At 62.8% G+C, this 22,701-nt stretch carries 19 protein-coding genes and 1 pseudogene; 5 read left to right on the forward strand and 15 right to left on the reverse strand.

The genetic code is table 11. The annotated features are described in order from the left end of the window. Positions 1–28 precede the first annotated feature (28 nt). The 6 genes and pseudogenes from MB84_RS30795 to pilM all read right to left on the reverse strand — a co-directional run. Positions 29–547 (reverse strand): annotated as a pseudogene (locus tag MB84_RS30795) (shikimate kinase); the annotation flags it as partial. Next, on the reverse strand, positions 453–1,319 hold the full coding sequence (locus MB84_RS31735) for a type IV pilus secretin PilQ (protein ID WP_052652705.1): 867 nt from the start codon (positions 1,317–1,319) through the stop codon (positions 453–455). The pseudogene MB84_RS30795 and the gene MB84_RS31735, both read right to left, overlap by 95 nt. Before the next feature lie 46 nt (positions 1,320–1,365). Further along, on the reverse strand, positions 1,366–2,349 hold the full coding sequence (locus MB84_RS22900; protein ID WP_046290016.1) for an IS110 family transposase: 984 nt from the start codon (positions 2,347–2,349) through the stop codon (positions 1,366–1,368). A 184-nt stretch (positions 2,350–2,533) separates the two neighbouring features. Continuing rightward, positions 2,534–4,486: a secretin N-terminal domain-containing protein gene (locus MB84_RS22905; RefSeq protein WP_084009942.1), complete on the reverse strand. Its 1,953-nt coding sequence runs from the start codon at positions 4,484–4,486 to the stop codon at positions 2,534–2,536. Then, positions 4,476–5,141 carry a PilN domain-containing protein gene (locus MB84_RS22910; RefSeq protein WP_157122822.1) on the reverse strand — a complete coding sequence of 222 codons (666 nt, stop codon included), beginning with the start codon at positions 5,139–5,141 and terminating at the stop codon, positions 4,476–4,478. Before MB84_RS22910 ends, MB84_RS22905 begins: the two co-directional genes overlap by 11 nt. Beyond that, complete coding sequence (gene pilM / locus MB84_RS22915; protein WP_084009943.1) at positions 5,138–6,226, reverse strand: pilus assembly protein PilM; 1,089 nt, start codon at positions 6,224–6,226, stop codon at positions 5,138–5,140. The genes MB84_RS22910 and pilM overlap by 4 nt, the downstream gene beginning before the upstream one ends. A 243-nt stretch (positions 6,227–6,469) precedes the next feature. Here pilM and MB84_RS22920 point away from each other — a divergent pair, with 243 nt between their 5' ends. Then, a complete protein-coding gene (locus MB84_RS22920; RefSeq protein WP_046290019.1) occupies positions 6,470–8,926 on the forward strand; it encodes a penicillin-binding protein 1A in 2,457 nt (818 codons plus the stop codon). Positions 8,927–9,047: 121 nt separating this feature from the next. On the opposite strand, the gene cyaY is transcribed toward MB84_RS22920, so the two are convergent. Further along, on the reverse strand, positions 9,048–9,380 hold the full coding sequence (cyaY, locus tag MB84_RS22925; RefSeq protein WP_046290020.1) for an iron donor protein CyaY: 333 nt from the start codon (positions 9,378–9,380) through the stop codon (positions 9,048–9,050). 57 nt (positions 9,381–9,437) lie between these two features. Between cyaY and lptM the strand changes: the two genes are divergently transcribed. Together lptM and lysA are read left to right on the forward strand one after the other, a co-directional pair. Beyond that, complete coding sequence (lptM, locus tag MB84_RS30080; protein ID WP_157122823.1) at positions 9,438–9,665, forward strand: LPS translocon maturation chaperone LptM; 228 nt, start codon at positions 9,438–9,440, stop codon at positions 9,663–9,665. A 118-nt stretch (positions 9,666–9,783) separates the two neighbouring features. Continuing rightward, positions 9,784–11,046 (forward strand): diaminopimelate decarboxylase, encoded by a 1,263-nt coding sequence (gene lysA / locus MB84_RS22935; RefSeq protein ID WP_046290022.1) that lies wholly within the window; start codon positions 9,784–9,786, stop codon positions 11,044–11,046. Between the two features lie 34 nt (positions 11,047–11,080). Here lysA and MB84_RS22940 read toward each other — a convergent pair whose 3' ends face one another. The 5 genes from MB84_RS22940 to MB84_RS22960 all read right to left on the reverse strand — a co-directional run bounded on the left by MB84_RS22940 (position 11,081) and on the right by MB84_RS22960 (position 17,205). Next, positions 11,081–11,731, reverse strand: coding sequence for a protein-methionine-sulfoxide reductase heme-binding subunit MsrQ (locus MB84_RS22940; protein WP_084009944.1), 651 nt, complete (start codon positions 11,729–11,731; stop codon positions 11,081–11,083). Between the two features lie 68 nt (positions 11,732–11,799). Continuing rightward, positions 11,800–12,798, reverse strand: coding sequence for a protein-methionine-sulfoxide reductase catalytic subunit MsrP (gene msrP, locus MB84_RS22945; RefSeq protein ID WP_046290023.1), 999 nt, complete (start codon positions 12,796–12,798; stop codon positions 11,800–11,802). A gap of 243 nt (positions 12,799–13,041) precedes the next feature. Beyond that, positions 13,042–14,226, reverse strand: a complete 1,185-nt coding sequence (ccsB, locus tag MB84_RS22950) for a c-type cytochrome biogenesis protein CcsB (protein WP_046293178.1) — start codon at positions 14,224–14,226, stop codon at positions 13,042–13,044. An 11-nt stretch (positions 14,227–14,237) separates the two neighbouring features. Further along, positions 14,238–16,373, reverse strand: a complete 2,136-nt coding sequence (locus tag MB84_RS22955; protein WP_046290024.1) for a cytochrome c biogenesis protein ResB — start codon at positions 16,371–16,373, stop codon at positions 14,238–14,240. A gap of 175 nt (positions 16,374–16,548) precedes the next feature. Continuing rightward, positions 16,549–17,205 carry a c-type cytochrome gene (locus MB84_RS22960; RefSeq protein WP_046290025.1) on the reverse strand — a complete coding sequence of 219 codons (657 nt, stop codon included), beginning with the start codon at positions 17,203–17,205 and terminating at the stop codon, positions 16,549–16,551. 298 nt (positions 17,206–17,503) lie between these two features. Here MB84_RS22960 and yihA point away from each other — a divergent pair, with 298 nt between their 5' ends. Both yihA and hemB read left to right on the forward strand, forming a co-directional pair. After that, positions 17,504–18,172, forward strand: a complete 669-nt coding sequence (gene yihA, locus MB84_RS22965; RefSeq protein ID WP_039393689.1) for a ribosome biogenesis GTP-binding protein YihA/YsxC — start codon at positions 17,504–17,506, stop codon at positions 18,170–18,172. A gap of 537 nt (positions 18,173–18,709) precedes the next feature. Continuing rightward, positions 18,710–19,708 (forward strand): porphobilinogen synthase, encoded by a 999-nt coding sequence (gene hemB, locus MB84_RS22970; protein ID WP_039393691.1) that lies wholly within the window; start codon positions 18,710–18,712, stop codon positions 19,706–19,708. A 39-nt stretch (positions 19,709–19,747) separates the two neighbouring features. Here the strand turns inward: hemB and dsbD are convergent, their stop codons facing one another. The 3 genes from dsbD to rplQ all read right to left on the reverse strand — a co-directional run bounded on the left by dsbD (position 19,748) and on the right by rplQ (position 22,647). Then, positions 19,748–21,826, reverse strand: coding sequence for a protein-disulfide reductase DsbD (dsbD, locus tag MB84_RS22975; RefSeq protein ID WP_245725587.1), 2,079 nt, complete (start codon positions 21,824–21,826; stop codon positions 19,748–19,750). After that, a complete protein-coding gene (gene cutA / locus MB84_RS22980; RefSeq protein ID WP_046290027.1) occupies positions 21,729–22,061 on the reverse strand; it encodes a divalent-cation tolerance protein CutA in 333 nt (110 codons plus the stop codon). The genes dsbD and cutA overlap by 98 nt, the downstream gene beginning before the upstream one ends. A 193-nt stretch (positions 22,062–22,254) precedes the next feature. Beyond that, complete coding sequence (gene rplQ / locus MB84_RS22985) at positions 22,255–22,647, reverse strand: 50S ribosomal protein L17 (RefSeq protein ID WP_039393695.1); 393 nt, start codon at positions 22,645–22,647, stop codon at positions 22,255–22,257. Positions 22,648–22,701: the final 54 nt, after the last annotated feature.

Below are 22,701 nucleotides of genomic sequence, written 5' to 3' on the forward strand. Positions count from 1 at the left end.
CATCAGGCAATAGCGCTGCGTTGCTCGGCACGATGCCCGCCATTTCCAACTGCATCAGCACCATGTTGACGAGCGCATTGACGCTTGGCCGCCCGGTTTCGATGATGAACGTCGCGCATTCCCGGTAGAGCCCGTCACGCTCCTGATACAACTGTTCGAGTCGCGCACGCGGATCTGCCGTTTGCAGCAACGGACGATTCTTGTCGCGACGCGTGCGTAACCACAGATCGCGCGGATTGGCGCGTAGGTACACCACCGTGCCGCGCGATTTGATGTACTCGCGGTTTTCTGCGCGCAACACCGCGCCCCCGCCAGTGGCGAGAACGATTCCGCTGCGTTGAGTGAGTTCGTCGATGGTCTGGGTTTCGCGCTGACGAAAGCCGTCCTCGCCCTCGTGCTCGAAGATGACCGGAATGCGCACGCCCGTGCGCGCCTCGATCTCATGGTCGGAGTCATAGAACTGCCGTCCAAGCCGTCGTGCCACTGCGCGTCCAACCGTGGTCTTGCCCGCCCCCATCAGTCCGACAAGTATTACGTTTTCCAGCATAAATCGCTGATATTTGGGTTCCAATCCCTGATGATACCGGTATCTGCGTCGGGCGTGCGGAACGCGTCGCCTCGGGGAACACCCCGAGAAGCCGGGGATGGCCGGGTGGCAGGTCATCACGCAGGTCGTCCGACAAGGGTGGCGACGCCGCGCCGGCGCTCGCGCCAGGCACATCGGGCACCCCAAGCACATCCGACACCCCAGGCGCGTCAGGCATCTCGTCTGCGTTTGTCACGGCTTGCGCCGAGGTTGTCCGCTCCGGCGCTGCCGCGCTCCGCCCTGGCGTGCCGTCGTCCAACGCGACCGGAGCCCCGACCGCCGCGCCGTCCGGCACCACGCTGGGTGTCAGGAACACCAGCAACTCCGTGCGCCGGTCCTCATTGGCGCGGTTACGGAAAAGTGCGCCCAGCACCGGCACGTCTCCCAGCCAGGGAACGCTTGCGCGGCTGTCCCGCTTCACCTCCTGGTATATCCCGCCGATGGCGACCGTGCCGCCGCTTTCGACTTGCACCTGCGTCCGGACGTGCCGGGTATCGACGGCGAAGCCTTCGCCGACGGCCTGCCCCACGCTGTCCTTGCGCACATCCACATCCAATATCACTTGCCCGTCCGGCGTAATCAACGGCGTGACTTCCAGCCTCAGGGTCGCCTTGCGGAACTGTACGGATGCCCCATTGCGCCGACCGTTGCGCGTTTGGTAAGGCAATTCCGTGCCTTGCTCGATGAGCGCCTGCACCTTGTCCGCCGTGACCACCCGCGGGCGGGAGACCACCCTCCCTCGCCCGCTGGTCTCCAGTGCGGAGATACCGTCTTGCCCGTCAAGCGATTGCGACGTAGTTCGCCCGATAAGGCTGTCGTGTCTTCAGAACGCCGAAACACAGATGCACAAGCTTACGCATTGCAGCGCCGAGTATAGACATGGTGGATTTGCCACGCGCTGCCAAGCGTTCACACAATGCCTTGATGTGGGGGTTATAGCGTTTAGCGACGACGGCCGCCATGTAGAGAGTTGCCCGTACCTTGGGCGGCCCGGCCTTCGATAAACGTGAAGGGCCCTGGATCGACGATCCCGACTGCCTCTGCACCGGCACCAGGCCGAGATACGCCGCAAGTTGTTCTGCAGAATCGAAGTGGCGCGCGTGCATGATGGCAAGCAGCGTGCGGCCTACCTGAGGGCCAACTGCCGGGATACTTTGCAGCAGCATCAAGTTTGCTTTAAGGCCCGGATGGGCAGCAATGTGATCATCGATCTCGCGTTGCAGGCTGGCTAAATGGCGCTCCAAAAACTCGATCGTCTCGAGAATCGAATGCAGGACTAGCGCCGTTGGAGCCGTGATTTCCGCTTTCTCATGCCGGTTGCGCTCACGCTGAAGATCTTGTGCAAGCGCTTCACGGCGCGCCATCAGTGCTTGAAGTATGCGAGCCTCGGGCGCTGGAGGACTCCAGCGCATTGGCTGTGCGTGCATCGCAAAGCGCGCTAACACGTGGCTGTCTACCATGTCGTTCTTCGTGCGCACGCCCATTCCCGTCGCAAAAGCACGCACCTGCGCAGGATTAACGACAGACACGGAGAGCCCGGCATCGTGCAGGCCACACGCGGCCATCTCGTGATAGACGCCGGTACCTTCGAGCGCGACATGTACGTGGCTCGGCTCGGTGTGTCTCTTGCCCAACCAGCCCAACAGATCGGTTAGGCCGGCGCGGCTATTGGCAACAACCTTCGTACTACGCTTGCCGTTTGTCATGTCCAGCAGGCAGCAATCCAGCTTGGCTTTGGCAACATCAATACCGAGGTAGAACATCAATTTGATCCTTAATCGAGGAATCAATACCAACTCACCCACTTGCCTTGTACATACAGGGTCCACGCCCTTGGCTACCGTTCAGTGTCTGTGCTGGTGAGGGCGAGGCGAAGGGCATTATCTCCACAGCAAGGTCCAAGCCTTCAGGCTCCAAACATGCTCACTTCACCTCATGTGACGGTAGCTAACCATCACGAAGACGAAGATACAAGAGCTCCAATTGCAGGAAACGGCTTGCGGACCGGCCGAATAACGTGATCGCGAGACTCGGAGGCGCCACGCCCGCCAGCGCCGCCGCCGAAAGCCCGACATCCACCGCGCTGCCGGGAGCGCTCGTGTCGCCGTCCATTGCGCGTGCGCCACCGTTCGCGACGCGCCCGCCAGCCCCCACATCAAACGAACCCGCATCCGACTTCGGGCGCTTGTCGCCACCCCGCCCCGCATTCTCGGCACCGTGTTGTCCCGCCAGCCGGACGCCGAGCGACTCGCTGAACCGGTCATCGGCTTCGACGATACGGGCTTCGATTAGCACCTGCCGAACAGGCACATCGATGCGCGCAATGAACGACGCCAGTGCATCGAGCTTCTCAGGCAGGTCGGTCACGAATAGCTGATTTGTCCGGGGACCCGCAATGAGACCGCCGCGCGCGGACAAGAGTCGCTGCCCCTTGCTGTCCTTCTGTCCGAGAATGATCTCCCGCAACGCCTCGGCCCGCGGATAGTTCAGCCGGAACCGGCGCGCCGCCAGCGGCTGCAACGCCTCACGTTTCGCCGCAGCTTCCAGTTGCGTTCGCTCGTCGGCCAGCAAATCGGCACGCGGCGCAATCCAGTCGACGCCGTTCACGGATTGCACGCCCAGGCCCGCACTTCGGATCATGACGTCGAACGCCGTCGCCGCAGACACCCCCGTCACCTCCATGTCGAGTCGCCCCGCGACGCGCTCACCGATCGCCACACTCCGGCCGGTCAACCTCGCAAACACCCGTAGCGCGTCTGCCGCTTCAGCACCGTGCAACACCACGTCTACCGTCGAAGGGTCGGGATTCGACAGCACCTTGCCCGGCAATGCCCCGTCATCGCTCCAGGTGGCCGACAGCCCGGCGGCCGAGGTCCGGCGCAACACGACGCGGCGAGCACCCGCCCGCATTGTCCCTACAGGCTCAGCATTCTCGACGGGCCCCTGAGGCGTCGATTCGGTCATGATCACAGCATCTTGTGCGGACCGACGCGTCATGGGCGTGCGAAAGACGTCGACGGTGTCCGCCGGCATCTCCCATCGAGGTGGCGGTTCAGGCAGCGCAGGGAGCGCATGTGTCGTCAGAACGTCGGGCGACTCGGCGGGCTCGGCCGTGCGGCGCCAACGATATGCGGACACGGTGACGCTCAACGACGCTTCTGCGCCGTCGGAATGGGTTGCACTGCCGGTGGTGCCGACTGTGCCGATTGTGCCCGTTTGCACGGGAGGGCCCTCCAGCGAGAACTGCTCGACGGCCAGGTGTCGTGGCAGCCGGTCCACCTCAGCAAGCCAGCCGAGCAAATTTGCCACCGAGCCTCGAACACGCAACTCGGCGCGCTCGGTTTCCAGTTCGCCGGATACTGCCGCCGGTCCCGGACGCGAAAACGCCAACGTCAGCCCACTGCGAGAAACCAGCCGCTCAAGATCGGCACGCCATGCTGCAAGGGCCTCGTCGTCGGCCTCGGGAGCATCGCTCCCATGCTTTGACAAGGTCGACGAAGCTGACGACTCGCCGACGGACGCCCCTGCAACCTCCTCTGCCTCCGGCTCGACGACGGGCAGCATGCGTTGCCATGTTCGGGTTTCCGCCGCTTCGTTCTGAAGTCGGCGCATGAGCGCAGGTAAACGGTCGACAGCGTCAGTGGCACGCGTCAGCATCTGCCGCTCGACTTCGAGCCCCTGTTTCAGGGCCGCGCGCGCCGGGAGACTCATCAACCACTCAATCGACCAAGCAAGACAGAAACCCGTGAGCGCCGCGGCGATCGCGAGCCCCCACCGTACGCCCGGCGACCATTCGGTCGGTGGAATGGACAGCCATGTCACCCAGCGCGCACGCCAACGCGCCCTCACATCCTGAAACATGTCACGCACGTCGTCTGGAGGGTGGTTTTCACCGTACATGCGGCACCTCCTCCGTCGTTTGGCCGTCGAGATCCGAAACACCGGCCAAGACGACGGGCGTCGGCACGGGTTTCAACGCGATGCGCAACGTAAAGCGACGAACGTTCAGTGCCCCGGCCTGCGTCTGCGCGTCCGCCCATTGGCGTCGGACGCTCTCCGGCACCACACTCGATTCGACCTCGGTGACCTTGCGGACCCAGGGCAACGCACGCAGCCGCTTCTGCGTTTCACGCACCCGCGATTGCGTCGTCGCATAGCCTTCGATTCGCAGATGCGCGTTGGCCGTTTTCACCATCGACAGCCGCACCCCATCGGCGCAGGCCCGCATGATGTCGAGCAGACGCTCGGCCACAGCAGGCCGACGCTCAACCAGCGCAACGACGCTCCTGCGGTGAGCCCGCAGTTCGGCAAGCTGTCGCCGCGTCATGTCGAACGCCGCCACCTCAGCGGCCAGCCTCTCGTTCGTCGCGCGTAATGCCATTTGCTGCGCCTGCATTTCGCGGCGCTGATGGAGGTCCCATGCAATGGGCACCAGCGAAGCGGTGGCACCGCACACCGCAACGCATGCCCAGATTCGCCATTGGCGACGCATATCGCGGCGTCGCCACTGTGCCAGCGTGGGAAGGAAATCGAGCGGCGGAAATGCCTTCGTCACCCGCATGCGCCCCCCTGCATCGACATGGCTCGCAGCGCCAGCCCACAGGGCACAGCGAGCGCCGCACGCGGCAAAAACGTCTCCTGACGCTGTCCAGCGGGAGCGGAACCCTCGAATGTCGCGAACGGGTCGAACGGACGCACAGTCATGCCGCATGCCCGTGCGACGGCGTCACAGATTTCCGCCAGCTCCGCCGAGCTAGCCCCTTGCGTCGCGACATCGATAACGCGCGGCGAGACCGGCAAAGTTCGCGTCAGATCGCGAACCACGCTTGCCAACGCCTCCGGGTGCCCGCGAACGCCGTCAAAGCGCTCACGAACATCCCCGACGCAAACCTCACCCTCGAATACCGCCAGATCGAGTGTCTGCGCATCGAGCTGCAATAGCGCGCACGGCCCGCCCGTTCGATCCTTGCCGACAGGGGCCGCGTGCGCGAATGCCTCGCGGTCGTTCGGTGCGGACGTTCGCCCGGCTGCATGTTGCGCCCACAGGAACGCTCGCCGCCCCGCCTGATGCGCGGCATCGATGGCTTGCGCACGTAGCCCCGACATTTCAAGCACGGCCATCCTGTCGTCGACCACGGTCGCTTCACAGGCATACAGCCGGAGACGATGGCTGCCCGGTTCGGCCCACGCCACGCCAACACGGCTGCGCAAATCGAGGTCGCCGTCACCTGGCAGCAAAAGCGCAGCGCGACGCTGACACCACGCCCGCAGCGCGCGCGGCGGCAGGTCCGCCGGACAATCGATCACCTGCGTCTTCAGTCCGTGCGACGGAAGCGCCAGGACGATGGCGTCGTGCCGCAACGCCTCCGCCCGCGTGCCCAGACGCTCCAACAACTCCTCCAGGCGACGCGCCACGGCCTCCGGCTTGACGATCAGTGCGCCACGCAGCATGTCGTCCTCCAGCGCGGCAGCGCCATACGCGTCCAGACGCAATCCGTCGCTCCCCGGTGTTCGCGTGATCCGAACGAATTGCATGCCATTGGCGTCGAAGTGAATTCCGCAACCGCCACCGTTGCCCGGCCTTCTCGTCGCCCACTGCTTTCTTACGTGACGCATCCCGCGCAAAACCGCTGCGATCATGGCTCCTCCTGCCTTTCGTCGTATCGATGCGATCGATGCTATCGGTCATGGCAAAGGGGTCCAATCGGACGATTCCGAATACTGGCGAAGGAACGGCAAGCGAAAGGCGCTTTCGGAATTCATGCCGATTTTGGCTCGGACGATTCCTAGCCCCCATAGGCTCAAACTCCGATTTCGGGGGGCTGTCGAGGGGGGGTGCGGGGCGTTCGTTATAATCGGCCCATCGTTTTTTCCGGTTCTCCCATGGCAAGCACACCCCAAACCGAGACACCCCGCGACAAGCGTCCGCCCAAACCGCGCCGCTCCATCTGGCTGCGCATCGCACTATGGTTCGTAGGCCTGATCGCTGCGATGGCCGTCTGTGGCGCGTTGCTCGCGGGGTACATCCTGGTGGTGATGACGCCACAGTTGCCGTCGCTCGACACGATCGTCGACTACCGGCCGAAGATTCCGCTGCGCATCTATACGGCCGACGAAATCCAGATTGGTGAATTCGGCGAAGAGCGTCGCAATCTCGTGCGTTTCGCCGATATTCCCGACGTCATGAAGAAAGCCGTCCTCGCCATCGAGGACGACCGCTTCTATCAGCACGGCGGCGTCGACTTCATCGGCATTTTCCGTGCGGGCGTCGCGAACTTCACCCGTGGCGGCTCGTCGCAGGGCGCGAGCACGATCACCATGCAGGTGGCACGTAACTTCTTCCTTTCCAGCGAGAAGACGTACACGCGCAAGATTTACGAAGCGCTGCTCGCCTACAAGATCGAATCGCGCCTGACGAAGGATCAGATTCTCGAGCTGTACATGAATCAGATCTACCTCGGAGAGCGTGCCTACGGCTTCGCCAGCGCGGCGCGCGTCTATTTCGGCAAGGATCTGAAGGACATCACGCTCGCCGAGGCCGCCATGCTTGCCGGGCTGCCGAAAGCGCCCTCGGCCTATAACCCGATCGTCAACTACAAGCGTGCACGCGTGCGTCAGGAATACATCCTGAAACGCATGTACGACCTCGGATATGCATCCAAGGCCGAATACGATCAGGCGATCGCGCAGGAGTTGGTGGTGCGCGGGCTGGGCAGCGAATTCAGCGTACATGCCGGATACGTGGCGGAAATGGTGCGTCAACTGCTCTACGCGCAGTTCAAGGACGAGATCTACACGCGCGGCTTCAACGTCTACACCACCATCAATTCGGCGGATCAGGAAGCAGCGTACGAAGCGCTGCGCGCGGGCGTCATGGCGTACGAGCTGCGCCACGGTTACCGTGGCCCCGAAGCAAATATCGACCTGCCCGACGGCAAGGACGAGCGCGAGCAACTGATCGACGACACGCTGGTCGAGCATCCGGACAGTGGCGACATGGTCGCGGCCGTGGTGCTCGCCGCATCGCCGCAGCAAGTGAAAGCTGTGCTTCTGAACGGCGACGACGTCACCGTGACGGGCGACGGACTGCGATTCGCGGCCGCCGGGTTGAGCGCCAAAGCACAGCCGAAACAGCGGATTCGTCCGGGCTCGGTCATTCGCGTGACGAAGGATTCGAAGGACAATTGGCGCATCGTGCAGATGCCGGACATCGAAGCGGCCTTCGTGTCGCTCGACCCGCAGAACGGCGCCATCCGCTCGCTGGTCGGCGGGTTCGACTTCAACCGCAACAAGTTCAACCACGTGACGCAGGCATGGCGTCAGCCGGGATCGAGCTTCAAGCCGTTCATCTACTCGGCCGCGCTGGAAAAAGGTTTTGCGCCAGCAACCATCATCAACGACGGCCCGCTGTACTTCTCTGCAGCCCAGACCGGCGGACAGCCGTGGGAGCCCAAGAACTACGGCGGCGGCTTCGACGGGCCGGAGCCGATGCGCGTGGCGCTGATGCGGTCTCGCAACCTCGTGTCGATCCGCATTCTCCAGAGCATTACGCCGGCCTATGCCCAGAAGTTCATCGGGCGCTTCGGCTTCGAAGCAGACAAACATCCGGCCTATCTGCCGATGGCGCTGGGCGCGGGCATGGTGACGCCGCTGCAAATGGCGAGCGGGTTTGCCGTGTTCGCTAACGGCGGCTTCCGCGTCAATCCTTTCATCGTGGCCCGCATCACCGATTCGAAGGGCAACGTGATTATGGAAGAGAAGCCGGTCGCGGCAGGCGACGAGTCGATTCGTGCCATTCCGGCGCGTAACGCTTTCATCATGAACTCGATGCTGCACGACGTGGCGACGCGCGGCACCGCTGCCAAGACCAATGCGCTCAAGCGCAGCGATCTCGCGGGCAAGACGGGCACGACGAACGATTCGCACGATGCATGGTTCGCCGGGTATCAGTCACAGTTGGTGGGGGTTGCGTGGATCGGTTTCGATCAACCGCGCAATCTGGGCGATCGTGAAACCGGTGGCGGTCTGGCGTTGCCGATCTGGATCGACTACATGTCGAAGGCGCTGCGTGGGGTGCCGGAGTCCCCTCGCGCGATGCCGCCGGGTGTCATTCAGGCGAATGGCGATTACTACTACGACGACTATCCGCCGGGACGCGCCGTCAGCACCGTCGGCCTGAGTGCCGAGACGGCACCGGACGGCTCGGCGGCGCCGGGTCCGTCGACGGGGGCCCTGCCCGGTCAGATGCCGGCGCAACCCGGGGTGCCTGCACCCGCGCCCGCCCCGGTGGACCGCCAGGAGCGTCAGCGCATCCTGGATATGTTCAACAGCAAGCCCTGACGAACCACGGATGACGGGACTTTCGGTCACCGCAGCCCATCGAGCTGCGGTGATCTGAAGCGCGTCCGTGATCCGCAGGCGCTTGCAATTCAGTAGTGACAGCGAACGACCCGAAAAGCGATCAGGCCGACTCAAGCGTGACCGTCTCTCCGGCCTGTTGCGATGCAAAGCGCGACAGGGCTTCGAACAACTCGGAATCGTCGCGCGTGTCGCGCCACTTGTCGCCCTTCAGGCGGAAGTGGAAACCACCCGAGCGGGCGGCAATCCAGATCTCGCTCATCGGCGTCTGGACATTGACGATGATTTTGCTGCCATCGTCGAATTCGAGCGTCAGGACATTCCCCGTACGCTCGCAATCGATATCCACATCGCTGTCGTCGACCACCGCCTCGACCGCCGCCTCCACCTGCGTCAGCACTGCCTCGGCGAGCGCCAGGAATTCACTTTCCGTCATGCTAAACTCCACGGTTTGCGTCATCGTTAGCATGCCGCACCACGCGGCGATACCCCCATGACTGCACCTATTCGAACCTGCGCGATTGTAGCGTCGATTGCTCTGTTGAGCGCACTGGCTGGCTGCGGTCAGGCCGGCCCGCTCTACTTCCCCGCCAAACCGGTGAAACCGACGCCGCCGCCGGGTGCCCCACTGCCGCCGCCGCCGCTCGTGCCCACGCCTGAGCGCGGGCCGTCCGTCGATGTGCCGCCAGCCGCCTCGCGCCCCGCAGCAAAGCCGGAATAAGCGTAAATTAGCCAATGTTGGCCGAATTCCGGCGGATGTGCCCTCGACATTCGGGGCACATCGCCTTCGGCCTGTCTGGCGATCCCTTGTTTTTCCCGTTGATTACCGAGCACCTCCGATGTCCGACGCCATCTTCTCCTACCGCGACGACGTACTTCACGCCGAAGGCGTAGCGCTGCCCGCCCTCGCCGAGCGCTTCGGCACGCCGCTGTATGTCTACTCGAAGGCCGCTCTGACGAACGCCTATCAGGCTTATGCCAAGGCCTGCGAAGGTCGTAATGCCGCAGTTCACTATGCTGCCAAGGCCAATTCGAACCTTGCGGTCCTCGGCGTGTTCGCCAATTTGGGCGCGGGCTTCGACATTGTTTCGGCGGGTGAGCTGGCACGCGTCATCGCTGCAGGCGGAGATCCGAAGCGCGCTGTGTTTTCCGGCGTTGGCAAGCACGCGGACGAAATGCGTTTCGCCCTGGAAAAGGATGTGTTCTGCTTCAACGTGGAATCGCGTCCGGAACTGGATCGTCTGAACGCGGTGGCCGGGCAAGTCGGCAAGCGGGCGCGCGTGTCGTTGCGCGTGAACCCGAACGTCGACGCAAAGACGCACCCGTACATCTCCACGGGCCTGCGCGGCAACAAGTTCGGCGTAGCGTATGAAGAATCCTTCGACGCCTACCGCGCGGCGGCCGCCATGCCCAATCTCGAAGTCGTCGGCATCGACTGCCACATCGGCTCGCAAATCACCGAAATCTCGCCGTACCTCGATGCGACCGACAAGGTGCTCGATCTCGTCGAGAAGCTCGAAGCGGCGGGCATTTCGCTGCATCACATCGACGTGGGCGGCGGTCTGGGCATCACCTATACCGACGAGACGCCGCCGGACATCACGGCGTTCGCCACGACGCTGCTCGACCACATCGCCAAGCGTGGCCACGGCCACCGTCAGGTGCTGTTCGAACCGGGCCGCTCGTTGGTCGGCAACGCCGGCGTGCTGCTCACGCGCGTGGAATTCCTCAAGCATGGCGAGACGAAGAACTTCGCCATCGTCGATGCCGCGATGAACGATCTGGCCCGTCCGGCCATGTACGAGGCGTATCACGGAATCGATCCGGTGGTGCGTCGCGCCGGGGATACCGCGACATTCGACGTCGTCGGCCCGGTCTGCGAGAGTGGCGATTGGCTCGGCCGTGACCGCGCGCTGGCGATCGACGCCGGTGACCTGCTCGCCATTCGATCCGCCGGTGCCTATGGGTTCACCATGAGCTCAAACTACAACACGCGTCCGCGCGCCGCCGAAGTCATGGTCGACGGCAATGAAGCCCATCTCGTGCGCGAACGCGAGACGGTCGAATCGCTCTTTGCCGGCGAACGGCGCCTCCCGGCCTGATCCTCGCGATCCGCCGGATACACCACCTTCCCGCCTAAGACTGCCGCCGCAACGGCCTGCGCAGCGCCCAGATCACACGGGCGCCCAGCAGGCCCGTCACCACGATTGCGTAGATCAGCGGCTCGGCAAGATCGTTCTTGCCCGCCTTCATCCACCAGTAGTGCAGGATCGAAAGCACGGCTATCGCATAAATCGCGCGATGCAGGCGCTGCCAGCGCCGCCCGCCCAGACGACGCATCACCGCGTGCGGTGACGTTATCGCAAGCAACGCCATCAGGACAAACGCCACGAATCCCACCGTGATGAAGGGCCGTTTGCCCGTCACGTCGCGCAAGATGCTGGCCCAATCGAACCATTGGTCGAGCCAGAAATACGTTGCGAAATGCAGGGCGGCGTAAAAGCACGCGAATAGCCCGAGCATGCGGCGAAATCGCAGCAGCCACGACATGCCTGTCACGCGTCGCACCGGCGTGACGGCGAGTGTGATGCAGAGCATCACGAGTGTCCACGTTCCCGTCGAACGCGTGATGAATTCGACTGGATTCGCGCCAAGCTGGTCCGTCAGTCCGTAGACCACGAGCCGCAACAGCGGCGCGAGCGCGAGCAGGAAGACGACGACCTTGGCCCACGGCACCCACCGATTCGGACGGTTCGCTGAGCGACTGCCGTCGCGAGCATTGGACATCGAGGCGGCGTTGCCGGGTGTCGACGCAGGAGGCAACCGGGAAGGGGATGGCAGCACGGCGCGTCGACTCAGAAGAATTTACGTAGATCCATGCCCTGATACAGGCTGGCGACCTGATCGGCATACCCGTTGAACATCAGCGTCTTGCGCTTGGGCGTGAAGATGCCGCCGTCGCCGATGCGGCGCTCCGTCGCCTGACTCCAGCGCGGGTGATCGACCTCGGGATTCACGTTCGAATAGAAGCCGTATTCGTTCGACGCCGCCCGATTCCAGCTCGTCTGCGGCATCTTCTCGACGAAACGGATCTTCACGATGGACTTGGCACTCTTGAATCCGTACTTCCACGGCACCACCATGCGCACCGGCGCGCCGTTCTGATTCGGCAGCACTTCGCCGTACAGGCCGAACGTCAACAGTGAGAGCGGGTGCATGGCTTCGTCCATGCGCAGTCCCTCCACGTACGGCCAGCTCAGTACCGGATACGACAGTCCCGGCATTTGCTTCGGATCGGCCAGCGTCACGAACTCTACGTACCTCGCGTTGCCCGTCGGCTGCACCTGCTTGATGAGCGCTGAGAGCGAGTAACCGACCCACGGAATCACCATCGACCAGCCCTCGACGCAGCGCATGCGATAGATGCGCTCTTCGAGCGGTGCGAGTTTCAGCAACGCATCGAGATCGTAGATCTTCGGTTGCTTGACCTCGCCCTCGATGGCTACCTGCCAGGGCCGTGGCTTCAGCGTGCTGGCGCGACGTGCCGGATCGGACTTGTCAGTGCCGAATTCGTAGAAGTTGTTGTAGGTGGTGACGTCCTTGATATCGGTCGGCTTGTCGGTCACGACGTATTGCGCGTTGCGCGTCGCTGCCAGCTTGGCCAGCCCGGTGCCGGGACTTTCGGCCGCGAACGCCTCACCGGCCGGAAGCAAACCGAGTGCCGCACCGCCCATCCCCGTCAAGCCAATGCCGGACGCCTGCAAGAAACGCCGCCGACCTGTCGCCACTTCCCGCGGCGTAATGCTGCTCGCCGGGATATCTGCCCCGCGCAGACGCGCTTTGCTCGTACTCATGATGCCTGCCTCCCGAACGTATCCGAGTTGTCTACACCGACCGACGTGCCGCCCAGTTGCGGTCTACGCGCCGCCCCATTGTCACCTATAGGCGATGTGACCGACATCCAAAGAACGCCGCTCCCATCGCAGCGTTGTGAAAAATCACATATCCGGATGAAAAAAGCCGCCTGCACGTGAGTGCGGCGGCTTTTCAAACGCGATGACCTTGCAGCCCCCCTCTGTGACAGGGGCGTTGCGCCGTCAGAGCTGTCCGTAACTATGCAGTCCGGAGAGGAACATGTTCACGCCAAGGAATGCGAACGTCGTGATCAGCAGGCCCGTCAGCGACCACCACGCCGCCACCACGCCGCGCAGGCCCTTCATCAGACGCATGTGCAGCCAGGCCGCGTAGTTCAACCAGACGATCAGCGCCCAGGTCTCCTTCGGATCCCAGCTCCAGTAGCCGCCCCAGGCATCTGCCGCCCACAGCGCCCCGAGAATCGTAGCGATCGTGAAGAACGCGAAACCGACGGCAATCGCCTTGTACATCACGTCGTCGAGCAGTTCGAGCGACGGCAGGCGCGACGAGAAGAATCCACTGTCGAGCGGCTTGCCATTGGCAGCAAGACGCTTGTTCTCCCCTGACTTGAGCAGGTAAGCCACCGCCACCATCGCTGCGAGGGCGAATGTGCCGTAGCCGATGAAGTTCGCTGGCACGTGAATCTTCATCCACCAGCTTTGCAGCGCAGGCACCAGCGGCTGGATTTCATAAGCGCTGCGCGCCACGCTGTACCAGAGGTTGAAACCGACGGCGGCACTGATCACGAGCAGCACGAACGGGCCGAGCGAGCGCGTCTCGTAACGCTGCTCGTAGTACAGATAGAACAGCGATGTAATCAGGCAGAACAGCACGAAGACTTCGTACAGATTCGAGATCGGAATATGGCCGACGTCTGCGCCCACCAGATAGGACTCGTACCAGCGCACCATCATGCCGGTGAAGCCGAGCAGCACCGCCGCCCAGCACAGCGACGAACCGACGCTCGCCCCAAACGGCGAACGTGCCAGGAGGCCGCCCCAGTAGAAGAGTGTCGACAGGAAAAACAGCGCGCTCATCCACAAAATAGCGGATTGGCTCGACAGGAAGTACTTGAGGAAGAACGCCTGATCGGCCCGCGCCAGATCATGGTGATACATCCCGATGCCCGAGAGCGCGAGAATCGCGATCCCCGCCATCAGCCAGCGCACCGAACGCCAGTGCCAGCCGAGCAACGCGAACGTCGGGACGGAGAGCACCAGAATCGTGTGCTCGTAATAGTCCATGAAGTGGCCGTAGCGGTTGAGCGCGAAGCCCGCGCCCAGCGCCAGCGCCAGTGCGGACAACCAGTCGCCGATGCTGCGACGGCGCAGCCACGAGACCTCTGAATAGCCTTGGGATAACTCCATCTGCCTCACCTTCATCGTTTTGTGACGATCTCGTTCATCTCCGCCTTCGTGCGGGCGAATTCCTTTTCGAAATCCAGGGTGCGACGCGTCGTCGACACTGCCATCAATACCGAACTGCCACCTTCCGGCGTGTCCTTGACCCACAGCCACAGACGCCGCTCGCGCACGTAGAACATCGAGAAGATGCCCAGCACCAGCAGCAAGCTGCCAAGATACACGATCTTCTTGCCCGGCGAGCGCGTGAGCTGGAAGACGCTCGCCTGGATCTGCTCGAACGAATCGAGTTGCAGGAACACCGGGGCGTCGTACAGGAAATTGTCGGACAGCGCATTGGTGGCCGTGTGCACGAAACGCTCGGTCTCCGGCGACGGCACCACCGCCGGCTGCCCCGCCTGCTCACGCGCGACCTGCCACAGTTGCCAGATCGTACCGTCCAGAATGCGGCGGAACATGTCGGCCGCACTCGATTGCTGCTCTTGCGGCACCTTCTCGTTCACGAACTCGGCAATCGCCTGCAAACCACCTGTCGCGTGGCCATTCTTGCTCGCTGGCATCGCACCGGCGAAAAGGTCCAGTTCGCGCTTGGCGCTTTCCTGCAATTGTCCGCGCAACTCGGCGGACGTCTGCGACGGTAGCGATTGCATGGCAAACCGGCGCGCCGCTTCGGTCCGCGCGCCATCGTCCTGAAGCGCCGCACGCAGCAACATCCACTGCTTGACGGAGCCATCGGCATCCGCCGGAATGCGCAGGTACTGGAACGGACCGTCCGGGGTGTCGCGCACGCCCGTCATGAACACACGCTCGCCGTCCTCCACCAGAATCGGCAGCATGTAGTTGCGGTACTCCTTGGCCTGACCGCTGCGGTCGCGCACCTTGTATTGCACCGACGGACCGACGTTTCGCAGATCCTTGCCCACGTCGGTTCGTGCACCGGAACCCAGTTGCGCCCCCAGTTCGTCGCGCAACGATTTACGGGCGACGCCGCGCACGTCGCGCTCGCCACCACCATTGCTGATGTTCTCGACGTTGATGGCGCGGAAGTCGCTGAACTCGACGGTGTAGGCGTCCTTACCTGCAGCGCCACCGCGCAACTGGGTCGACCCGCCGATGTCGCCGGAGAACGCGAACGGACGATCGGTCGCGCCGCGCATCGGGTAGCCGGTCAGCTTCAGCTTGCTGCCGCCGTCCTCGAAGCTCGACTGGTAGATCGCCACGCCCTTGTAGATGAAAGGTTCGTTGACCTTGACCGTCGCATCCATCGACTTGCCGGTTTCGGGGTCCGTCACCACGATGTCGCTGGCAAACAGCTTGGGCATGCCCGTCGAGTAATAGTCGACGTGGAATTTCTTCAGTTCGATGGAGAACGGCAGGTCCTGCACAACCGAGCCGTCCTGAAAATTCAGAATTGCCGTGGTGGACTTACCGCCTTCCGGTACGAATGCGTAGCCGCGAAACGCGGGGTTGTTCGCCGACAGACGATGGTTCTCGGGGATCTGTGCGATGACAGCGTTACCTTGCAGCGGTGACTTGCCGAACAGCGCCATCTGGACGCGAATCAGCAGGTCGCTGTCGACCAGACCGCCCAGACAGATGATCACGATGGCGCTGTGCGCGAAGATGTAGCCGATCTTGTTGATGGCCCCGGCCTTGGCAGCCACCAGCGTCGCCCCTTCGCGCTCGCGCACGACGAAGCGGTAACCGCGATGTCCGAGATAGCCCGTTACACGCTTGAGCAGATCCGTGCGAGAGAGAGGACCGACGTACTCGGCCTTGTGACCGAACGCGCGCAAACTCCCTTCGCGCACGTGATCGCGCCAGCTGCGGATATCCGCGATCATCTTCGGTGCATTACGCACGATGCACAGCGTCGTGGACGCCATCAAGAAAAAGAGGATCAGCAGGAACCACCAGGAGCTGTACACCGTGTACAGGCCGAGCGAGCGGAAAACGTCCGCCCAGAACGGACCGAACTGGTTGACGTAATTGGGGTAAGGGTCGCCCTGTTTGAGCACGGTGCCAACGATGCTGGCAATCGCGAGCACGGTCAGCAGACTGATGGCGAAACGCATCGAACTGACAAGCTCGACGCCATCGCGCACCCAACGCTGCGCTCCCTTGATCTGCATTCCGGAGGTACTGATGCTCATTCTGTTTCCGACAACAAAAAAGGGCGGGGACGCGTATCTCACGCGCCCGCCACCCTGTGTATGCTAAACCAGTTACCCCCGGTCGCCCTGCGGCACCGTAGCGGGTTTCGTTATAAGTCAGCGAATATACCCTGACGTTCACACGATGTCAGGGCAGGGCTCCCGATCATCACGCTTAGCGCAGACCGGCCACGTAATCGGAGACGGCCTTGATTTCCTTATCCGACAGACGCCCGCCGATCGTATGCATCGGCGCGTTGTTGCCGCGCGTCTCGTTACGGAAGGCGATGAGTTGTGCCTCGGTGTATTCCGCCCATTGCCCGGACAGGCGCGGGTACTGCGACGGCATGCCCGCACCGGTCGGGCCGTGGCAAGACGCGCACGCCGGCACGCCCTTCTCCGCGATGCCGCCACGGTAGATCTTCTCGCCGAGCGGCACGGTGTCCTTGTTGCGGGCCACGCCCGGCTTCTCGGTCTGTGAGGCGAAGTAAGCGGACACGTTGCGCATGTCCTGCTCGTTCAATGCCGCGACCATGCCGGCCATGATGGGGTTGTTGCGCGCCGGTGTCTTGCCGGGCTGCGCCTTGAAGTCGACGAGCTGCTTGTAGAGATATTCGGCATGCTGGCCGGCCAGCTTCGGATAAGCGCCGCCAGGGCTATTGCCGTCTGCCGCGTGGCAGGCCGCACACACCTGCGTAGCGATGGCCTGTCCCCGGGCCAGGTCGGGTTTTGCGGGCGTCTGGGGCTCGGCGGCTTGTGCCGCACCGCTCAGAAGAAAGCATGCCAGCGCCAACGGTGTTGCAGCGAGAGACTTCCACACTCCTCGGTTCATTCGCACACCTTATATCTGTTTTGTCGGGAAATCGGTCGTTCGAACTCACCGTCCGACGCCGCGTTTCTCCTCCAACCTCACGGCGCGCGAGACGTTCGGGCAAGCCTTGGCAAGGCCAAGGTTAACTTTCATATTGTACAATAAAGACTTTCCCCGGCTTTAGGGGATTTCCATGTAGAAGGCCGCAGAACGGGGCTTCCCGGCCTGTCGCCGGTGAGTGCTCAACCCCACCGTCTTGCGTGCCTGCGCCCGCGTTGCGGCCCGATTCCAGTGGCTGCGGCGCTCCCCGGTTTCCGTCATGTCCCTACTTCATCAAGCCCGCTTCTTTACGACCGTCAATCATCTGCGCGACCTGCCGCCTACGGCCGTGCCCGAGGTCGCCTTCGCGGGTCGCTCGAACGCGGGCAAATCCAGCGCGCTCAACATCCTGTGCAATCAGAAGCGGCTGGCCTTCTCGAGCAAGACGCCGGGCCGCACGCAGCACATCAACTATTTCGAGATCGCCCACCTCGAACACCTTTACGGCTACCTTGTCGATTTGCCGGGGTACGGCTATGCCGAGGTCGGCGGCGGTGTGAAGGTGCACTGGCAACAACTGCTCGGCGACTACCTCGTCCAGCGTCCCCAATTGCGCGGCCTCGTGCTGGTGATGGACTCGCGCCGCCCGTTCACGGACCTCGATTGCGAACTGATCGACTGGTTCATGCCCACCGGACGTCCGATCCATGCCCTGTTGACGAAAGCCGACAAGCTGACGCGTCAGGAAGCCACGAACGTGTTGCGCGAGACGCAGAAACGCCTGTCCGCGCTGCCGCGCACCGATGGGCTGCCGTCCGACGACCCGACGATTGCGCCGCAATTCACGGCACAACTGTTCTCGTCGCTCAAGCGCACCGGCGTCGACGCCGCGCAGCGCACGCTCGAAGACTGGCTTGCCATTCCGGCGCGCGAGAAGGCCAAGAAGTAAGCACCGGTGCACGGGCCCCTCGCGGGTCCAGCTTCCAAAGGTAGACGTTCGGCACCCCGGTCGTGCGCGACAAATCGTCGCGGCGAAGCCAGGTGGGCGACCGACGTTTCGGGATCGTCTCAGGGAAATCGATGGGGCCGACGCGGCGAGCCACCGTATCGGCCGAACGGATGATGTCTGCGTGAACTCACCGGAAAGCGAGACGATCCGGGAGGTTGCAGTGCCGTTACGACACGATTCGAGCGCACATAAAAAAACCGCCGTGTAGGCACGGCGGGTTTAAATAAGCCTTATCGTAGAACGACAGGCGCCCGCTCAGGGAGGAGAAGCGGGGGACGTCACACGCAGTGCGAACATCCGGTTGGTATGATATACCATGCGTTCGAAAGTTTCCCGGCAAGCGCCCTTTTTTGCGCGCCTTCCCTCTTACGGAATCGTTGAGCCAGTCGCAACGACAGCACCGTTTTCGGGACACGTCAAAATGTCCGAGTCACGGGAATTTCCGACGCGCCATTCTTCGTCCAAAGGACCGATCGCATGAGTTCCTACCCCCTGCTTCGTCCGCGCCGCATGCGACGCGATGACTTCTCGCGCCGTCTGATGCGCGAAAACCGCCTGACCTGCGACGACCTCATCTACCCGGTGTTCGTGCTCGAAGGCGAGAAACGCCGCGAGGCTGTCGATTCGATGCCCGGCGTCGAACGTGTTTCCGTCGACGAATTGATGCGTGTGGCCGACACGTGCGTAACGCTCGGCGTACCCGTCATTGCGCTGTTCCCGAACATCGAAGCCTCGCTCAAGACGCCGGACGGCATCGAGGCGACCAACCCCGACGGTCTGATCCCCCGCGCGGTGCGCGAGCTCAAGCGCAACTTCCCCGATCTCGGCGTTCTGACCGATGTCGCGCTCGATCCGTACACCAGCCACGGACAGGATGGCGTACTCGATGAGAACGGTTACGTCATCAACGACGTGACGACGGATCTGCTGGTGAAGCAAGCGCTCACGCAGGCGGAAGCGGGCGTAGATATCGTTGCCCCCTCGGACATGATGGACGGCCGCATTGGCGCCGTGCGCGAGGCCCTGGAAGCCGGCGGTTATATCCATACGCGGATCATGGCGTACGCGGCCAAGTACGCATCGGCGTTCTATGGTCCGTTCCGCGACGCTGTCGGCTCGGCCGCGAACCTCGGCAAGAGCAACAAGATGACCTACCAGATGGACCCGGCCAACTCGGACGAAGCGATTCGTGAAGTGGCGCTCGACATCGAGGAAGGTGCCGACATGGTGATGGTCAAGCCCGGCATGCCGTACCTCGACATCGTGCGTCGCGTGAAGGACGAGTTCCGCTTCCCCACGTATGCCTATCAGGTCAGTGGCGAATACGCGATGCTCAAAGCCGCCGCACAGAACGGCTGGCTCGATCACGACAAGGTGATGATGGAATCGCTGCTGGCCTTCAAGCGAGCCGGTGCGGACGGTATTCTGACCTACTTCGCACTCGACGCCGCACGCTTGCTTCGCGCACAGGCGTAAGGCGGTTCGGATCGATTCAGGTCGATTCGGGTCGGTGCCTCAGGCAGCCGGCCCGAATGCTTTTTCGAGGCTTCGCAAGAACAGATCCGCCGACTGCGCGCCGATCACGCGCGTTCCGGTGACTTCCTTGCCGCTCCCATCAAAAAAGATGATGCCCGGCGGCCCGAACAAACCGAAGCGCTTAAGTAGCGCCTGATCGTCTGCATTGTTGGCCGTGACGTCAGCCTGCACGAGCAACACTTGATCGAGGCGGGCTTTTACACGCGGATCCGTGAAAACGAAACGCTCCATCTCCTTGCAGCTGATACACCAGTCCGCATAGAAATCGAACATCACCGGACGCCCGGCGCTCGCCACCACCTGATCCAGTTCCGCCACGCTACGAACGCGCTGGAATTTCACGCCCTCGACAGCAGGCGCGCCAGCATTGGCACTCCCCGACGCCACGGTCGACAAGCCAGCTAACGGCGCTAATGGATCGCGCGCGCCGGCGGCGGCACCGACGAGTGCTACGGCACCCAGCAGCGCCACGACAACACCGAGGCCTTTCAATAGACGTCGCGCGCCGCTAACCCCCTCGGGCAAATTGTCGAACACGCGCATAAACGTGGCCGCAACCAGCAGGAGAACGCCCGCGCCGAGCAGCAAGACCGGCGTCGACAGCAGGGGGCGAACGATCCACAGCGCAACGCCAAGCAGCAGGAAGCCAAAGAAACGCTTCACGCCGTCCATCCATGCGCCCGCGCGCGGCAACAACGTGCTCCCGCCACCGGCAAGGATCACAAGCGGCAGTCCCATCCCCAGCGATAGCGCAAAGAGCGTCGCACCGCCGAAAACGGCGTCCCCGGTTTTGGCGATGAATGCCAACGCTGCCGCCAGGGGTGCCGTCACGCAAGGACTGACGATCAACCCGGACAGGACACCCATCATTGCCGCGCCGACCCACTGTCCCGACTGCTGCTTGCGCGCGGCATTGTCGATCCGGTCACGCAGCGCGGCAGGCAGTTGGATCTCGTACATCCCAAACATCGAAAGGGACAGAACCACCATCAGCAGCGCAAACAGGGCGAGCACCCAAGGGGCCTGCAAGAAGGCAATCAAACCCTGCCCAAGCAGTCCGGCGGCCACGCCAATGACGGTGTTCACGATGGCCATGCCGAGAACGTACGCGACGGCCAGACGCACCGCTTTCCAACGACTGGCTTCCTGACCCGCAACGATCGACAGAAGGATTGGCACCATCGGCAAAACGCACGGGGTGAAGGCGAGCCCGAGACCTAACACGAAGAAAATCCCCAACGCCAACGCAAAGCTGCCGCCCGAGAAAATCCGCTCCGCTTCGTTGTAGTCGTCTCGCGCGGACAACCATCCGCCTGCTGAGCTCCCCGTGGGACCGACCACGGCGGGGGATGCGACCGAAGCGCTTCCAGCCCCCTGTGCACCGCCGCCCAGCAATGCCTGGGTCGCCGGGCCGACCGGGGAACCGGCGCTGGAAGTGCCACCGCTCGCGTTGCTAATCGCCGCAGCGGAAATCTTCAGCGGTTTGTCCATTGGCGGATAGCACAACCCCTTGTCTGCGCATCCCTGCAGCGAGACGTTCAGCGTAAAGGGCCCGCTCGCCTGATCGACCGGAACCCGGACATCGATCGGCTCGTGATACACCTCCATATCCTTGCCGAAGGTGTCGTCGTGCTTGACCTCGCCTTTCGGGAATACCGGCGCGCCGAGTTTGACAGCGGGATTATCCGCGGTGAAGGCGAACCGTTCACGATAGAGGTAGTGCCCCTTTGCGACGTCGAAATGCAGCACCACGACCCCGGGTTGTTCCGATTTCGACACCTTGAAAGCGACGTCGGGATCAAGGAAGTCGTCTGCCGCATGAGCGCGGCCCGCGCCCAACGTCAGCATGATCGCCAGCACGGTCAGTGCAAGCATCCAGAGTCGCTGGACACGATGTGGCATCGTCGCTCTCCGGGGGCTGCTGGCGACGACCAATCCCGGCCCGGCCAACGTCTTCACATCAAACATGCAGTTCCCCCCGCGTCTCATTCTCGACCCATCGCGCATAAGCCGGCAGCGCCGCAGTGGCGGGCCACGCCGCAATCTCCGGGACATCATATGTATGGTGTTCTTTGATGTACTGCTCCAACGCGCCATAACGCGCGGCAGTCGTCTTGATCATCAGCGGCACTTCTACGCTCGTTTCACGCTTGCCCTGCCAGCGATAACTCGACCGCACCGGCGCCATTTGCTGCACGCAGGCCGCCAGACGTCCGGCAAGCATGCCGTCAATGGCCGCTTCTGCGCTGGCCTCGTCGGGAAATGTCGTCATGACGATGAGAAGGGCGTCCATGGTGTGCTGTAGACCGTTCGGCGTGAGAGGTGTTCACTGTACACCGACACAGGCAAAGATGTACGCGTGGCAAGCGATTTCCAGACTGGCGCTGATGCCTGCTCGGACGATGCCCAGAAACAAAAAAAGCCAGGTCAATGACCTGGCTTTTTTCTACGGCTGACGGCCTTCGACAGACCGTTGCGCGAATCGCTTACTCAGCGACTTCCGGCGCTTCCGTGTCGACTTCCGGACGATCCAGCAGTTCGACGAAAGCCATCGGAGCGTTGTCACCCACGCGGAAACCCATCTTCAGGATACGCAGGTAGCCGCCCGGACGGTTGGCAAAACGCGGGCCGAGTTCGTTGAACAGCTTCGTGACCATTTCACGATCGCGCAGGCGGTTGAACGCCAGACGACGGTTAGCGACGGAGTCCTTCTTGCCCAGCGTGATAAGGGGCTCGACGACCTTACGCAGTTCCTTGGCCTTCGGCAGCGTGGTCTTGATGGCTTCGTGCTGGAGCAGCGAATTCGACATGTTACGCAGCATGGCCAGACGGTGGCTGCTGGTACGGTTCAGTTTACGCAAACCATGACGGTGACGCATTTTTACTTTCCTTTAAACAGAGTTTTCGACCAAGCTCTTCTATCGGTGACAACC

This window comes from Pandoraea oxalativorans (assembly GCF_000972785.3).
Lineage (GTDB): Bacteria > Pseudomonadota > Gammaproteobacteria > Burkholderiales > Burkholderiaceae > Pandoraea > Pandoraea oxalativorans.

What these genes read in the sequence shown, in the direction of transcription:
- MB84_RS22900 (WP_046290016.1), bottom strand. Translation starts at nt 2,349, where the DNA reads ATGTTCTACCTCGGTATTGATGTTGCCAAAGCCAAGCTGGATTGCTGC.
- MB84_RS22905 (WP_084009942.1), bottom strand. Translation starts at nt 4,486, where the DNA reads ATGTACGGTGAAAACCACCCTCCAGACGACGTGCGTGACATGTTTCAG.
- pilM (WP_084009943.1), bottom strand. Translation starts at nt 6,226, where the DNA reads ATGATCGCAGCGGTTTTGCGCGGGATGCGTCACGTAAGAAAGCAGTGG.
- MB84_RS22920 (WP_046290019.1), top strand. Translation starts at nt 6,470, where the DNA reads ATGGCAAGCACACCCCAAACCGAGACACCCCGCGACAAGCGTCCGCCC.
- cyaY (WP_046290020.1), bottom strand. Translation starts at nt 9,380, where the DNA reads ATGACGGAAAGTGAATTCCTGGCGCTCGCCGAGGCAGTGCTGACGCAG.
- lptM (WP_157122823.1), top strand. Translation starts at nt 9,438, where the DNA reads ATGACTGCACCTATTCGAACCTGCGCGATTGTAGCGTCGATTGCTCTG.
- lysA (WP_046290022.1), top strand. Translation starts at nt 9,784, where the DNA reads ATGTCCGACGCCATCTTCTCCTACCGCGACGACGTACTTCACGCCGAA.
- MB84_RS22940 (WP_084009944.1), bottom strand. Translation starts at nt 11,731, where the DNA reads ATGTCCAATGCTCGCGACGGCAGTCGCTCAGCGAACCGTCCGAATCGG.
- msrP (WP_046290023.1), bottom strand. Translation starts at nt 12,798, where the DNA reads ATGAGTACGAGCAAAGCGCGTCTGCGCGGGGCAGATATCCCGGCGAGC.
- ccsB (WP_046293178.1), bottom strand. Translation starts at nt 14,226, where the DNA reads ATGGAGTTATCCCAAGGCTATTCAGAGGTCTCGTGGCTGCGCCGTCGC.
- MB84_RS22955 (WP_046290024.1), bottom strand. Translation starts at nt 16,373, where the DNA reads ATGAGCATCAGTACCTCCGGAATGCAGATCAAGGGAGCGCAGCGTTGG.
- MB84_RS22960 (WP_046290025.1), bottom strand. Translation starts at nt 17,205, where the DNA reads ATGAACCGAGGAGTGTGGAAGTCTCTCGCTGCAACACCGTTGGCGCTG.
- yihA (WP_039393689.1), top strand. Translation starts at nt 17,504, where the DNA reads ATGTCCCTACTTCATCAAGCCCGCTTCTTTACGACCGTCAATCATCTG.
- hemB (WP_039393691.1), top strand. Translation starts at nt 18,710, where the DNA reads ATGAGTTCCTACCCCCTGCTTCGTCCGCGCCGCATGCGACGCGATGAC.
- dsbD (WP_245725587.1), bottom strand. Translation starts at nt 21,826, where the DNA reads ATGATGTCCCGGAGATTGCGGCGTGGCCCGCCACTGCGGCGCTGCCGG.
- cutA (WP_046290027.1), bottom strand. Translation starts at nt 22,061, where the DNA reads ATGGACGCCCTTCTCATCGTCATGACGACATTTCCCGACGAGGCCAGC.
- rplQ (WP_039393695.1), bottom strand. Translation starts at nt 22,647, where the DNA reads ATGCGTCACCGTCATGGTTTGCGTAAACTGAACCGTACCAGCAGCCAC.